The sequence below is a fragment of the Nocardioides sp. Bht2 genome, assembly GCF_047308515.1.
Lineage (GTDB): Bacteria > Actinomycetota > Actinomycetes > Propionibacteriales > Nocardioidaceae > Nocardioides.
In genome coordinates, this window is record NZ_JBLBWI010000001.1 from 549,579 (window position 1) to 563,094 (window position 13,516).

Genomic DNA, 13,516 nt, shown 5'->3' on the forward strand with positions numbered 1-13,516 from the left:
TTGAACGTCCAAGCTCAACCCCACTGGCAGGAGCCAGGAAGAACGGGCTACACCTAGGTAGCCGACGCCTGCCTCAGTGCTGCGACTCGCGCTCGATCGGCACCTTCGACGTGGTCGTCGTCGGGTGACTGGAGAGGCCGTGTCTGTCGAACTTCTGCCCGGAGGCGATACCGCCGAGATAGAAGGAGATGAGGGCGATCGCGATACCGGCGACGTCGTCAGCCACGTAGTGCCAGCCGAAGTACAGGGTGGCCACCACCGTGCAGCCGAAGTTGGCCCACATCACCCAGTGCACCCAGCGGATCTTCACCGTGTACTGGACCATCAGCGCCCAGAGCAGGGTGACGCCGGTGTGCAGGCTGGCGAAGGCAGCGACCGTCTGCGCACCGCCGTAGCCGTCCCACCACAGGAACGCCTCACGGGCGTTGTAGAGGGAGTTCATCAGGTCGGTGGTGCCGGTGTGCGCCAGATCCTGGTAGCGCCACGGATACTCAAGGCCCGGGCCGAGCGAAGGCAGCATGTAGTAGGTCGCCGTACCCAACGTCCAGATCAGGCACTGGCTGGTGACGAACCAGTAGCCGTAGCTGATGTTGCGCGACCAGACACACCAGATCGCCACCAGCACCGCGACCATCGGGATGAAGAGCACGTAGATCGAGGAGAGCACGTGCGCCGAGATCGTGGTGCCGAAGATCGCGTGGATCACGCTCGCCGGTTCGTGGCCGAGGAAGATCGCGTGGTCGAGCAGGTCCAGTTCCCGGTCGTAGTTCGCGTCACCCATCACCGAGGGGAGGAACGACTTCAGGTTCCGGTAGCAGACGTAGACCACGTAGAAGCAGCCGATGCCGAGCGCGACCAGGGTGAACCGCTCACGGTCCCAGTGCTCGTTCCACCGCGCCTTGATCAGCGGACCCCACTCCTTCGGGCGCCCTCGGGAGATCCAGAGCGCACGCGGGATCAGGTCGACGAAGAGCGCCGCCCCGACCAGCAGCGGGAGCCGGGTCCAGGCCGGCCCGAGGAACCCTTCGGGGTCGACCAGGCTCTTATCGAGGCTGATTGCCGCGATGATGGCAAGCGCCCCCATGAGTAGGGCATTTCCAACAAGGAGGGCATAGGCGCGGCGGTACACGACCGGTAGTTTAGGGGACCAGACCAGCTGTGGCGTTCTTACCGATGACTGCGAGCCGGTCACCGACCACCCGCAGCCTGACCTTGAGGCCCGGTCCTGGGGCCACCTCGGACGTCGTTGCCACCGCGGCGATCTCCCCCACGCTCGGGATCTCGACCACCAACCGGACCACCTCGGGTGCCGCGCGCGAGGAACGCACCACCGCCTCGAGCGGACCGTCCGCGGCCACCTCCAACGCCGAACGCCGCAGCGCGACGGGCCCCTCACCGGCCAGGCCGGCAGCCCCGAGCACGGTTCGCGCCGCCACCCCTTCCAACACCCGGTCGTAGCCCAGGAAGAGCGCCGTCTCGGCGTCGACGGGGTTGGCCCAGACCTGCGCCGGTTCACCTTCCTGGACCACCCGACCGTCGCGCATCAACGCCATCCGATCCGCGATCGCGAACGCCTCCTCGTGGTCGTGGGTGACCATCAAGGTGGTGGTGCCGGACGCGGTGATGATTCGGCGCAGGTCGAGGGCGAGCCGCTCCCGCAGCGCCGCGTCCAACGCACTCAACGGCTCGTCGAGCAGAAGCAGGCGCGGCTCGACCGCGAGCGCCCGGGCCAGCGCCACCCGCTGGCGTTCGCCGCCCGACAACGTCTCCGGACGCCTGGCGCCGTACCCGCCGAGGCCGACCAGGTCCAGCAGTTCCTCGACCCGGGCCGTGGTGGCCGCCTTCGCGCGGCGGCGTAGCCGCAGCGGATAGCCGATGTTCTGGGCCACCGACTTGCTCGCGAAGAGCTGTCCGTCCTGGAACATCAGCGCGAAGCCCCGCCGGTGCGTCGGCACCCGGCGCAGGTCGGCGCCGTCGAAGCTGAGCGAACCGGTGGTCAACGGCTCCAGCCCGGCGACGGCCCGCAACAATGTCGACTTGCCGCAGCCGGATGGTCCGAGCACCGCGAGCACCTGACCGTCCGGAAGGTGCAGGCCGACCCGGTCCAGGGCGACCTCGGTCCCGTAACGGACGCTGACGTCGTCGAGCTGCAACATCTCAGAACCCTCCCACCCCGGGCACCCGGAGGCGCTCGGTGATCAACATGACGGCGGCCGTCGTGCCGGCCAGCAGCACCGACGCCGCCACCGCCATCGCGTAGTGATGCTCCCCCGGCGTGCCCAGCAACCGGTAGATCAGCACCGGTAGCGTCGGGTGGTCGGCACGGCTCAGGAACGAGGTCGCCCCGAACTCCCCGAGCGAGACTGCGAAGACCATCCCCGCCGCAGCCAGTAGCGGCTTCCAGACGACGGCGAGGTCGACGGCGAGCAAGGTCTGGAACGGCGAGGCGCCGAGCGAGGCCGCGGCCTGGCGCTGCCGATCGTCGATCCCGGCCAGGACTGGGATCAGGATCCGGACCACCAACGGCAACGCCACCAGCGCCTGGGCGATCGGCACCAGGAGCGGCGAGTCACGCAGATCCAGCGGAGGCTCGTCGAGGGTGACCAGGAAACCGAAGCCGAGAGTGACCGCTGAGATCCCCAGTGGAAGCATGAAGAACCCGTCCAGCAGCCCGCGGATCCGGCGTTCGGCCGGCGAGTACGAGCGGCGGGTGACGATGATCGCCACCAGCAGGCCGACCCCGAGCGCCATCCAGGTGGCGTCGAGCGCGATCCGCAACGAGTTGACCAGGGCCTCGAGCACCGAGACCACCAGATCCGGGTCGTCGCTCGCGCCCAGCCGGCGGTAGTTGGCGAGACTCCAGGCGCCGTCGTCACGCAGCGAGGTGAGGACCAGGCCGAGCACCGGAACGACCACGAGCACGACGCCGGTCACCGTGGCCAGCAACGCGGGGACGTCCCCGGCACGGACCCGGCGCGGACGGGCCGCCACCCGGTGCGCGACGACGGTCCCGCGGCGGGCCCGCTGGGCCAGCGCCAGGAGACCGATCACCACGACGAACTGGAGGAGACAGAGGGCCGCCGCCGCGCGCAGGTCGAAGAGGTTGACCGTCAACAGGTAGATCTCGGTCTCCAAGGTGGCGTACCGCATCCCACCGAGGATCAGGACGACACCGAACGCGGTGGCACAGAAGAGGAAGACCACGCTGGCGGCCGAGACGATCGAGCCACGCAGAGCAGGGAAGGTCGCCGTCCAGAAGACCTGCCAGGGCCGCGCCCCCAGCGCTGCCGCGGCCTCGCCGGGTCTGGGGTCGAGCGACTCCCAGGTGGTGCCGACCGTCCGGACGACCACCGCGAGGTTGAAGAAGACCATCGCGGTGATGATCGCGATCGGGCCGTCGCGCCAGTCGAGGAAGCCGAGCGGACCGCCGGCGGCGAGCAGCGAATCGAAGGCCACACCGACCACGACTGTCGGCAGCACGAACGGCACCAGCAGCACCGCCCGCAACAGCCGCCGACCGGGAATCGCCAAGCGGTACAGGGCGAACGCCGCCGGGACGCCCAACAGCAGCGTGATCGCGGTCGCCGTCGCCGCGGCCCAGAGTGTGAACCAGGCGACCCGGGCAGTCCGCTCGCGGGTGACCGCCTCCCAGGCCGGCCCGAGGTCGAGGTGACCGTTCGGCCACAGTCCGAGCCCGAGCATGCCGCTGACCGGCAGCACGAAGAAGACCCCGAGCAGCAGCGCCGGCCCGGCCGCAAGAAGGGCGAGGCCGGCGAGGCGGCGAAGACGAGACATGGCGGTCGGCTCCGACTAGTGGCCTGTGTCGGAAGTTGCTGGGCGGTTGGCACGCTCGGGGCAAGCACCCCGCGGCGTTGTCGAACACTCGACGGGCCTCCGGCCCGCCTTCGGTCCTCCGCCTTGCGATGCACGCATCCCGAGCACGCCAACCATCCCAGAACCTCCGACCCACGCCACTAGCGGGTGACGACGTCCGTCCACTCGGTGAGCCAGGCCTGACGGTGCTCGTCGATGTCGTCCGCGGAGACCACCAGCGGGTCGGCGGCGGGCTTCGCGAACTTCGCCCACTCGGTCGGCAACCGGACCTCGCTGTCCGCCGGGAAGACGTACATGTTCTCCGGGATCACGGCCTGGACCTCGGGGCTGAGCAGGAAGTCGACGACCTTCTCCGCCGCGCCCGGGTTCTTCGCATTGGTCAGCACACCCGCGTACTCGACCTGACGGAAGCAAGTGTTGAGCAGAGCACTGGTGGTGGAGTCACCGGACTTCTCGTCCAGGGTGAACGCCGGGGAGGTGTCGTAGGAGACGACGATCGGGCGATCACCCTTGCCGGCACCGGTGAAGCCGGCGCTGTAGGCCTCGGTCCAGCCATCGGCCAACTTGGCTCCGTTGTCCATCAGCCTGGTCCAGTAGTCGACCCACCCGTCCTCGCCGTACTCGGCGATGGTGGCCAGCAGGAAGGCCAGTCCGGGACTGGAGGTGGTGGCGCCCGGCAGGATCAGCAGGTCCTTGAACGCCGGGTCGGCGAGGTCGTCGAGGTTCTGCGGCGCCAGCCGGTCGTTCTTGGCGAACCAAGCGTCGTCCACGTTGACGCAGACCGAGGCGTGGTCGATCGGGGTCAGCACGTCGGCGGCGTCGCCGTCGAGCTCGAGCGACTCGGCACCTGCGGGCAGCTTCGGCTCGTAGGCGGCGAAGACTCCCTCGCTGACGGCGCGGGTGGCGAACGTGTTGTCGATCCCGAACGCGACGTCGGCGAACGGCTTGCTCTTGCTGAGCACCAGCTTGGTGCTCAGCTCTCCGGCGTCACCCGAGGGACGCACCTTCAAGGTGATCCCGGTCTTCTCCTTGAAGGAGGCGATCAACTCCTCGGGAAGCGCGAACGACTCGTGCGTGGCGAGCACCACCGTGGTGCCCTCCAGGGACTCCCCCCGCTTGACCTCGTCGGACTTCGTTTCGTCGTCCGAGCCGAGCAGCGAACAGCCGGCCAAGGCAACGGTGGCAGTGGTAGCGAGCGCAATCGTGCGCAGGCGGAAATGCGTAGTCAAGGTTTCTCCCGACTCCCTTCGCCGGTGCTAACCGGATCAGGTCCAAAGGGTCTGCGGCGGTTCCGCACTCTCAGCGCTCCGTAGTGGAGGGCTCCCCTGTCTCTTGCCACCGAGCCTATGCCATCGCGACGCCACGTCCACACTGCGTCCGTGCGCAGCCCGCGCAGCGCGGAGAGCGGTCGATCACGGACCCTCGAGGACCGTGATCGACCGCTCTGGCGCGAGGTCGTTCAGGAGCTCCAGACCGGCGGCAGCGCCAGGTCCAGGTTGGGCTGTTGCAGACCGCCGTCCACCTCCAGGATCTTGCCGGTGATGAACGAGCCCGCCGACGACGCCAGGTAGAGCACGGCGGCGGCGATCTCGTCCGGTTCGCCGAGCCGACCGAGCTCGGCTCCCTGCTCCATCTGGGTCCGCATGCCCTCGTCCCCGGCGATGAACTCCAAGGCGCTGGTCAGCACCGACCCGACCGCGATCCCGTTGACCCGGATCCGCGGCGAGAGGTCGGCGGCAGCGAGCCGGGTCCAGTGCGCGAGCGCCGCCTTGGCGGTGCCGTAGGCCAGGTAACCGCGGGCCGCCGTACGACCCATCATCGAGGTGATCGTGACGATCGACTTCTGCCGCGCCAGGTCGTCGGCGTCGCGCAGCATCAACGGGACCGCGGCAGCGCTCAACGCGTGCGCCGTGCTGACGTTGAACCGGAACGCGTCCTCCAGGTAGTCGACGTCGGTGTCGAGGAACGCGTTCGGGATGGTGCCGCCCACGTTGTTGACCACCACGTCGAGCCGGCCGAACTCGCTGTGGGCGCGGTGCGCGAGCTCGGCCACCGCAGCGAGGTCGGAGAGGTCGGCGGGCACCACCAGCGCCCGACGTCCGGCCGCCTCGATCCGCCCGGCGACCTCCTCGAGTTGTGCCGCGGTCCGCGCCGAGATCACGACGTCGGCACCGGCTTCGGCGAGCGCCACCGCGGTGGCAGCGCCCAGACCACGCCCGGCCCCGGTAACGATCGCGACGTGGTCGGTGAGCAGGAACCGGTCCAGGATGCTCATGAGACCAGCCCTCGCCCGGTGACCGACATCAGGTCGAGCGCGGTCACGATGCCAGCCTCGGCGGCGACCACCTGCGGTACCGAGTTCACCAGCCGTTGCGCGGTGGTGATCATCCCGGAGTCGTTGTGGTCTCCGTTCTCGCCGTGGTGGGTGAAGTCGAGCAGCATGTGGGGCTCCCCGGTGATCTCGACGCGGTAGCAACCACCGCCCGTCGGCGGCTGGGGCCACTCCGGCACCTGGTCGGCGGCGGTCCGGGTGACGTGGTCCAGCACGATCTTGTCAACGCCGTCGACCCGTCCGATCACCTGGAACCGCACGGCACCCATGGTTCCGGCCGGGATCTCGACCGAGACGGTCGAGGTGTCCGCCTCCGCCGGGCGCCGGTCGACCACCTCGGTCAGCGGCTCGTCGAGGGTGACCCCGAGCCCAGCCGCGATCTGCCGGACCACCGAGCCCCAGGCCAGTGACAGCACGCCCGGCTGCCAGAGCATCGGCGTCTCCTCCAGCGGCTTGCCGAAACCGAAGAGCTCGCCCATCACCACCGGCTGGAAGTAGGTGGAGTAGTCCGCGATCTCGCTGACCCGGATCTCGTCGATCCGCTGCGAGAGCGACGTCATCACCAGCGGTAGGACGTCGTTGGCGAAACCGGGGTCGATCCCGTTGACGTGCAACGAGGCACCGCCGTCCGCGCAGGCCTGCTCGACCTGACGCAGCGCGTCCTCCCAGAGCACGCCGTAGGGGTACTGCAGCAGCACCGGACCGCTGGAGACGACGTTGATCCCGGCGGCGACGAACGCCTTGAGGTCCTCGATCGCCTCGAACATCCGGTCGTCGGTCATCGCGGTGTGCACGATGGCGTCGGGGCGCAACGCGATCAACGCGTCACGGTCGTTGGTGGCGGTGACGCCGAGGTCACGCCCGAGCCCGGCCAACGCGCCGGCGTCCTGGCCCACCTTCTCCGGGTTGGAGACCCAGAGGCCCACCAACTCCAGTTCCTGATGCCTGTCGATCCCGGCGATCACGTGTCGACCGACGGTGCCGGTGGACCAGCCGACGACACGCAGCGGAGTGGAGTCAGGGCGCGAGGAGAGGAGGTTCATGGCCTGACGGTAGAACAGGTTCTACCTTCGGGGAAGGCCTTTCCGACCGATCGCACCACCGGCTCACGTCGCCGACTTCAGGGCGCAGCGAGCGGAGCGGTGCCCTCCAACTGGGGCGGGCAGTAGACACCGCCCACCGCATAGATGGTCGGCATACAGCGGTTGCAGTGCAGGCAGGCGCCGCCGGGAACCTCGCGCGCGGCCAGGCGGTTGACGATCCCCGGCTCGTGGACCAGCGCGCGGGCCATCGCGACGTAGTCGAAGCCGTCAGCCATCGCCTGCTCCATCGTCTCGCGACGGTTGATCCCACCGAGCAGCATCAGCGGCATCGAGAGACCTGCGCGGAAGCGCATCGCCTTCTCCCGGAAGTAGGCCTCCTCGAACGGGTAGGACTTGAGGAAGCCCTTGCCGACCACGCGCATCCCCCACTTCACGGCGAACGGCATGTTGGCTGCGAACTCCTTCACCGGCGCACCACCCCGGAAGAGGTACATCGGGTTCATCAGCGAACTGCCGCCGGAGAGTTGGAGGGCGTCGAGGTTGCCGTCGGCTTCGAGCATCTGCGCGAAGACCAGTGCCTCTTCGGTGTCGAAGCCTCCCCGGTAGCCGTCCGAGAGGCTGGTCTTGGCAGTCACCGCGACGGCGTCACCCACCTCGTCACGGACGGCTCGCGCCACCTGGCGCCCCAGCCGGGCACGGTTCTCCAGGCTGCCGCCCCAGCCGTCCTTGCGGCGGTTGAGCTGGGGCGCGAGGAAGGAGGAGATCAGGTAGTTGTGCGCCATGTGCAGTTCCAGCACATCGAATCCGCACTCCACCAGGGTTCGCGCCGCCATCACATAGGCCTTGGTCACCCGGGTCAGGTCCGCCTCGGTGGCGCTACGGATCATCTGCATCGAGAGCGGGCTCGGCATCGAGCTGGCGGCGATCGCCGGAGCGCCGTTGGAGCGCCCGTTCGCGACCGGGCCGGCGTGGCCCACCTGGGCCGCCACCTTCGCTCCGGTCGCATGGACCGTCTCGGTGAGACGGGTCAGGCCGTCCCGCGTGCCGGGGCCGACCACCAACTGCTCGGCGTGAGTGCGCCCCTCCGGCGAGACCGCGCAGTAGGCGACCGTGGTCAGGCCGACGCCGCCCTCACCGAGGGTCCGGTGCAGGTCGATCAGTTCGGGCGAGACGACGCCGTGCGGGGTCCGCCCCTCGAAGGTGGCGGCCTTGACGATCCGGTTGCGGAGCTGGACCGGGCCGAGGGCGGCAGGCGCGAAGACATCGGGAGTCACCGCAGAACTGTAACGTGTTCCACTTCTTCGGGGTAGCCGGTTCGCGCCTCCCGAGCCTTGTTTCGCGCCCGGCCGCGGAGCACTCTGGAAGTGGTGATTCCGCCACATCCTCGGAGGCGATCTCAATGACCCACAACACGCTCGAACGCAGCACCCAGCAGACCCACGACGTACTCGCGGACCGGTTGGATCAGGCCGCTCACGCGCAGCCCAGCCGCGAACGGCCGCGCGATCGCTTCCCGGCGATCGACACCTTCTTGGCGAGCACCTCACGGCATGTCGCCGCCGCCACGCACCTGCTCCCCCAGGCTGCCCATCGCCACCAGGGCGACGAGGAGCAGATCCGGGCACTACGCGTCGCGGGGCACAACCTCGAGATCGCGCTGGCCCGCACCAAGGCGAAGCTCTACGGCGAGGCCCACGCGGTCCGGCTCACCTGGCCGGCCGTCTGGAGCGAGGTGGACGAACGGTTCGCCGACTATTGGCGTTGCGAAGACAGTGTGGTCACGCAACTCGCGACGACGCTCAGCGACGATCAGGCCGACGAACTGGCGATGGCGCTCTACCGTGCCGAACTCCGGGCACCGACGCGCCCGCACCCGTACGTACCCCATCGCGGTGTGCCAGGACGGGTCGCGCGGCGGATCTGCGTCCAGGTCGACAAGTTCTGGGACACCACCGAAGGCAGGATGGTGCCCGAGCCGGTCCGCCCACACAACCGCGAGGCCGACGGCCCGATCACGCAGTACCTGTTGGCCGATCCGCACTTCGTCGAAGAGGCCGACGGCTGACGTCGAGCCTCAGGCAGCGGCTGCGGCGGAGATCTTCCGGCCCAGGAGCCAGACCTGCTCGGAACCGCACCAGCAAGTGAACGCGAGGCCGGGTTCGCCGGCCAGTTCAGCGGTGCCCTTGATCTGGCTCGGGAAGATCAGCTGCCGACGGTCACAGGCAGAACAGTGGTGGACGAACATCGGGGACCTCCCTCTGGACAGGACTTTGTTTACGTTTCTATGATCCCCTCGGATTACCGATAGGGGTAGGCTTTCTTTCCTAGGTGAGCCAAAGGAAAACCCTATGCATTCGCTGCATCAGCTCCGTTGCTTCCTGGCTACGGTCGAGCACGGCTCGCTGACCGCGGCCGCCGATGCCCTCGGCTACTCCCAGCCCAGCATCTCCGAGCAGATCCGTGGCCTGGAACGCTCCCTCGGCGTCACCCTCTTCGTCCGGGTCGGTCGCGGCGTCGTGCTCACCGAGGCCGGCGTCGCCCTGCAGCCTTTCGCCGAGAAGACCATCGCCGCCGCCCGCGAGACCCAGGAAGCGATGCAACGGGTCCGCTCCCTGGAGACCGGCACGATCAGGTTCGGCATCTTCGGCGCGGTGCGGTGGTACGCCGGCGCCGCGCTGATCGCCGACGTCCTGGAACGTCACCCCGGCGTCCGGGTCGAGCTGATCGGCACGAACTCCACCGAGGTACTCGACCAACTCCGCCGTGGGCACCTCGAAGCCGCACTGATCGCCGTCCCGCAGGTGACCAGCGAGGGGCTCGTGGTCACCCCGGTCGCCCGTTCCGAGCTCGTGTACATCAGCGCCGACCCCGAACGTCTCCGTCGCCCGGTGACCGCCAAGGCGATCGCCGGCGCCGCCCTGGTGATGCCCGACTCGACCTTCCGCAACGAAGACTCGACCCGGCTCCTGGTCCGGCGGATGCTCCACGAGTCCGGACTCAACCCGTCGACCCGGATCGAGGTCGAGGACGTCGAGACCGCCGTCGAGCTCGTCGGCATGGGGCTCGCCGACTCGATCACCCATCGCGCCATCGCCGAACAACTCCTCCCTCGGCTCGCCCCCGAGGCCGGGTTCGTTTCGATCCGGCCCCGGCTCTACGACCCGTTGGCGATCGTCCATCGGGCTGGCGCGGTCCTCTCCCCTGCCGCTTCGCTGATGATCGAACTCGCCACCCGCCGGATCCGTTCCATGACCGACCCCGTCGAGTGACCCAGCTCCTGGAGTGAAGGCACGCCGTCCAGGTCGACGGCACCACCCACTGCTGCCGTAATGTCGGGCGCGAACGTTCCCACCCCAAAACTTGGAGCAGCCATGTCGCACGACCACGATCACGACCACGACCACGACGGCACCGAGGACCTCACCATCAGCGTGGCTGCCCAGGCCCTCGCCGACGAGAACGGGACGCACCAGGCGGAGGTCTCCTTCGACCAGCCCGGTCTGCACATCGCCCTGGTCGAGATGCCCGACACCGCGTCCGACGCCGGCGAGTGGGAGCTCGACCCGGAGGCCGACCTCGGCCTCAAGATCATGCTCGGTGGCCTCGACCCGGAGATGGCTGTTCAGCTGCTCCAGGTCGCCATCGACTTCCTCTCCGACGAGGACCTCGAGCAGGCCTGAGCCCGCTCAACTGAGCCTCCGACCCCTGGTCCACCGGGTCGAAGCCGACGGAGGCCAGAAATGTGAATGCCCCGCAGGCGTCTCGGGTCACCTGCGGGGCATTCACCACAGTACCCGCGGTGCCAACCCGCGAAAAGCAGTCTGAGAATTTTGGATCGCCGGTCTGGACCGGCGCAATGAATCCCGAAATCTTTGTCCGATTCGCTAAGGTATCCGACGGAGTCGGCCGCGCCCCTGAGTGCCGACTCCAGGTCCTCGCTCGCAACCCACATGGCGAGCGAGGGCCGTCTCAGGGCGCGAACAAGCACCTGAGTGGCTGACAGATCAGCCAGACGGTGTGCAGAAGAGTGGAAACGAGGACAGTGCCCATGGTCGACGCGGTCGCCGCCACCCGCTATCCCACCCCTCAGGTTCTGCGCGCTGTGAACGTCACGGCGAAGGCCTCGCTGCTGCTGATGCTGGCGACCGCCGTGATCTATCCCGAGATCGGGAACATGGAGGACAAGGCAGCCGGGCTGCGCGCCGTCGGGTATCCGATGCTCGCCTTCACGGTGCCCGCGATCTGGTACGCCTTCTGGCGCGAGCGGGCGTCGTTCCCGTGGCTGGCCGACACCCTGATCACCCTCACCTGCTTCACCGACATCCTCGGTAACCGGATGGATCTCTACGACTCGATCTACTGGTTCGACGACTGGATGCACTTCATCAACCTCGGCATCCTGGCTGCGGCGTTCATCCTGCTCACGATGGCGCCGACCACCCAGTTCTGGCCGATCCTCGAGCGCGGGCTCGCCGTCGGCGGTACCGCGGCGATCCTGTGGGAGATCGCCGAGTACTACGCCTTCATCGCCACCTCCTCGGAGCGTCGCGGCGCCTACCGCGACACCCTCGGCGACCTCGGTCTCGGGATGATCGGCGTCGTCCTGGCCGTGGTGATCATCCACAGCTGCTGGCGGCAGGGTTATCTGCGCACCGTCTCCCCGCAGCTCACCAACTCAATGTGAGCTCAGCGTCGCCTTCGGCCGCAAAACCCAGCGCTGAGGTCGCATTGAGCGGGCGCCCTCAGGTGAGATGCTCGGCCAGGAAGGCCAGCATGTCAGCGTTGATCACCCGATCCTCGGGGGTCCGGCCACCGAACCCGCCGTGCAGGCCGGCCTCCATCACCCGCAGCTCGACGGGCACCCCGGCGTCGAGCAGTTTGCGGTGCATCCGCACGGTGTTGGAGAGGTAGAGATCGCGGGTTCCGCTCTGCAGGAAGGTCGGCGGAAAGTCGGTCACATCACCGAAGAGCGGGGAGAGGTAGGGCTGGGTCAGGTCCTGGCCGTCGGCGTAGAGCTCGTTGACGACGGCGAGCAGACCGAGTTGGTCGATGCCGAGCAGCGTGGCGAAGGTGTCCCCGGACTCGGTGAGGTCGAGCTCGGGTGTCATCAGGATCAGCGCGGCGGGCAGTGGCAGCCCATCGTCCTTGGCGCGCAGCATCAAGGCGGCGGCCAGGTTGCCGCCGGCCGAGGCCCCGCTGACCGCGAGTCGACTCGGATCACGCTCGGCGAGCGCTCGGCGGTAGACGGCCAGGCAGTCCTCGAGCGCCACCGGGAACCGGTGCTTGGGCGGCATCCGGTAGTCCGGCACCCAGGTGATCGCGGGGCGCTCGGCCGCACGCGCCGCGGTCATCTTCCAGGACAGCTCGCCGCCGCACAGGATCAGACCGCCGCCGTGCAGTTCGAGAACGATCGGGGCGTCGTCGGGGACGCCGACAGGGTGCAGCACGTGGGTGGTGACTCCGTCGATCTCGAACTCGGAACGGCGCATGACGTCGTCGGAGAGCTGGAAGCCACCGAGCATCTCGCGCAACGGCCCGTCGGCGGCCTCGACCCACCGCTCCCAGCCCGCGACGTCGTCGAGAGCCGGGTGCGGCTGAAGGGTGTAGCCACCCGTGGCGGCCAGCACGGCCTGCGCCTCAGGACTGATGCTGGACGGCGGCGGGAACGTCGGGCGAGGCTCGGGCAACGTGACTCCTTGGACACAGGCCAACAATGACTCGCCCAAAGTAGCGATCGGATGTGCACCAGGACACACCCGATCCCGCTGAGTCGGCCGGCTCAGCTCAGGATTGGTACGCCTTGCCCAGCGCTGCCTGCTTGATCTGGTCGAACTCGGCCTGGGTGATCGTGCCCTGGTCGAGCAACTCCTTGGCGGAGGCGATCTCGGCGGCCGGGCCACCCGCCACCGACTTCACGTAGTCGTCGAACGCGTGCTGTGCAGCACGCTGCTGCCGGACCGAACGCTCGGCCATCCCCGCCCCGCGGAAGATCAGGTAGGCGAGCGCCGTCAGGAACGGCAGGAAGACCAGGAAGATCAGCCAGACCGCCTTGGCGATCCCCTTCAGCTCACGATCGCGCAGCAGGTCGCCGATGATCGAGAAGAGCGCGATCAGGTAGGCGATGAAGACGAAGATGGTGAGGGCCCACCAGATGGTGTCCCAGATCGATGACCAATAGTCCGGCATAGTGCGTCCTTTCCCCGATGGATCGGGCATCACACCGCGACTCGGACAACTTGCATCCGCACCGACGTGTGCGTACCCATTTCTTCTCTTACGTTAGGCACCGCGCCGGGGCACGGGAAGG

Annotated in this window: 14 protein-coding genes and 1 riboswitch; of the genes, 4 read left to right on the forward strand and 10 right to left on the reverse strand. The window is 68.4% G+C overall.

The window, feature by feature from the left end:
• Nucleotides 1-73 precede the first annotated feature (73 nt).
• The 7 genes from ACLM5J_RS02625 to ACLM5J_RS02655 form a co-directional block, all read right to left on the reverse strand.
• Entirely contained in the window at nt 74-1,084 is a 1,011-nt protein-coding gene (locus tag ACLM5J_RS02625; RefSeq protein WP_413654445.1) for a phosphatase PAP2 family protein, read from the reverse strand.
• A gap of 55 nt (nt 1,085-1,139) precedes the next feature.
• Nucleotides 1,140-2,156 (reverse strand): ABC transporter ATP-binding protein, encoded by a 1,017-nt coding sequence (locus tag ACLM5J_RS02630; protein WP_413654446.1) that lies wholly within the window; start codon nt 2,154-2,156, stop codon nt 1,140-1,142.
• Nucleotide 2,157: 1 nt separating this feature from the next.
• On the reverse strand, nt 2,158-3,795 hold the full coding sequence (locus tag ACLM5J_RS02635; RefSeq protein WP_413654447.1) for an ABC transporter permease: 1,638 nt from the start codon (nt 3,793-3,795) through the stop codon (nt 2,158-2,160).
• Nucleotides 3,796-3,974: 179 nt separating this feature from the next.
• Nucleotides 3,975-5,063, reverse strand: coding sequence for a thiamine ABC transporter substrate binding subunit (locus ACLM5J_RS02640; protein WP_413654448.1), 1,089 nt, complete (start codon nt 5,061-5,063; stop codon nt 3,975-3,977).
• A riboswitch (TPP riboswitch) is annotated at nt 5,060-5,171 on the reverse strand. (Overlaps the previous gene by 4 nt.)
• A gap of 122 nt (nt 5,172-5,293) precedes the next feature.
• Nucleotides 5,294-6,109: an SDR family oxidoreductase gene (locus ACLM5J_RS02645; RefSeq protein WP_413654449.1), complete on the reverse strand. Its 816-nt coding sequence runs from the start codon at nt 6,107-6,109 to the stop codon at nt 5,294-5,296.
• Nucleotides 6,106-7,209 carry a diacylglycerol kinase gene (locus ACLM5J_RS02650; protein ID WP_413654450.1) on the reverse strand — a complete coding sequence of 368 codons (1,104 nt, stop codon included), beginning with the start codon at nt 7,207-7,209 and terminating at the stop codon, nt 6,106-6,108. The genes ACLM5J_RS02645 and ACLM5J_RS02650 overlap by 4 nt, the downstream gene beginning before the upstream one ends.
• Before the next feature lie 77 nt (nt 7,210-7,286).
• The gene (locus ACLM5J_RS02655; RefSeq protein WP_413654451.1) at nt 7,287-8,483 is read right to left on the reverse strand and encodes an NADH:flavin oxidoreductase; all 1,197 of its coding nucleotides are present in this window, start codon (nt 8,481-8,483) and stop codon (nt 7,287-7,289) included.
• A gap of 125 nt (nt 8,484-8,608) precedes the next feature.
• On the opposite strand from ACLM5J_RS02655, the gene ACLM5J_RS02660 reads away from it, so the two are divergent.
• The gene (locus tag ACLM5J_RS02660; RefSeq protein WP_413654452.1) at nt 8,609-9,274 is read left to right on the forward strand and encodes a hypothetical protein; all 666 of its coding nucleotides are present in this window, start codon (nt 8,609-8,611) and stop codon (nt 9,272-9,274) included.
• A 9-nt stretch (nt 9,275-9,283) separates the two neighbouring features.
• Here the strand turns inward: ACLM5J_RS02660 and ACLM5J_RS02665 are convergent, their stop codons facing one another.
• Nucleotides 9,284-9,454, reverse strand: a complete 171-nt coding sequence (locus tag ACLM5J_RS02665) for a hypothetical protein (protein ID WP_413654453.1) — start codon at nt 9,452-9,454, stop codon at nt 9,284-9,286.
• A 103-nt stretch (nt 9,455-9,557) separates the two neighbouring features.
• Between ACLM5J_RS02665 and ACLM5J_RS02670 the strand changes: the two genes are divergently transcribed.
• From ACLM5J_RS02670 to ACLM5J_RS02680, 3 genes are all read left to right on the forward strand, one after another.
• Entirely contained in the window at nt 9,558-10,478 is a 921-nt protein-coding gene (locus tag ACLM5J_RS02670) for a LysR family transcriptional regulator (RefSeq protein ID WP_413654454.1), read from the forward strand.
• A gap of 102 nt (nt 10,479-10,580) precedes the next feature.
• Entirely contained in the window at nt 10,581-10,889 is a 309-nt protein-coding gene (locus tag ACLM5J_RS02675) for a hypothetical protein (protein WP_413654455.1), read from the forward strand.
• A gap of 368 nt (nt 10,890-11,257) precedes the next feature.
• Nucleotides 11,258-11,893 carry a hypothetical protein gene (locus ACLM5J_RS02680; protein ID WP_413654456.1) on the forward strand — a complete coding sequence of 212 codons (636 nt, stop codon included), beginning with the start codon at nt 11,258-11,260 and terminating at the stop codon, nt 11,891-11,893.
• A 58-nt stretch (nt 11,894-11,951) separates the two neighbouring features.
• On the opposite strand, the gene ACLM5J_RS02685 is transcribed toward ACLM5J_RS02680, so the two are convergent.
• The gene (locus ACLM5J_RS02685; RefSeq protein ID WP_413654457.1) at nt 11,952-12,896 is read right to left on the reverse strand and encodes an alpha/beta hydrolase; all 945 of its coding nucleotides are present in this window, start codon (nt 12,894-12,896) and stop codon (nt 11,952-11,954) included.
• A 97-nt stretch (nt 12,897-12,993) separates the two neighbouring features.
• Entirely contained in the window at nt 12,994-13,395 is a 402-nt protein-coding gene (locus ACLM5J_RS02690) for a PLDc N-terminal domain-containing protein (RefSeq protein WP_413654458.1), read from the reverse strand.
• Nucleotides 13,396-13,516 lie beyond the last annotated feature (121 nt).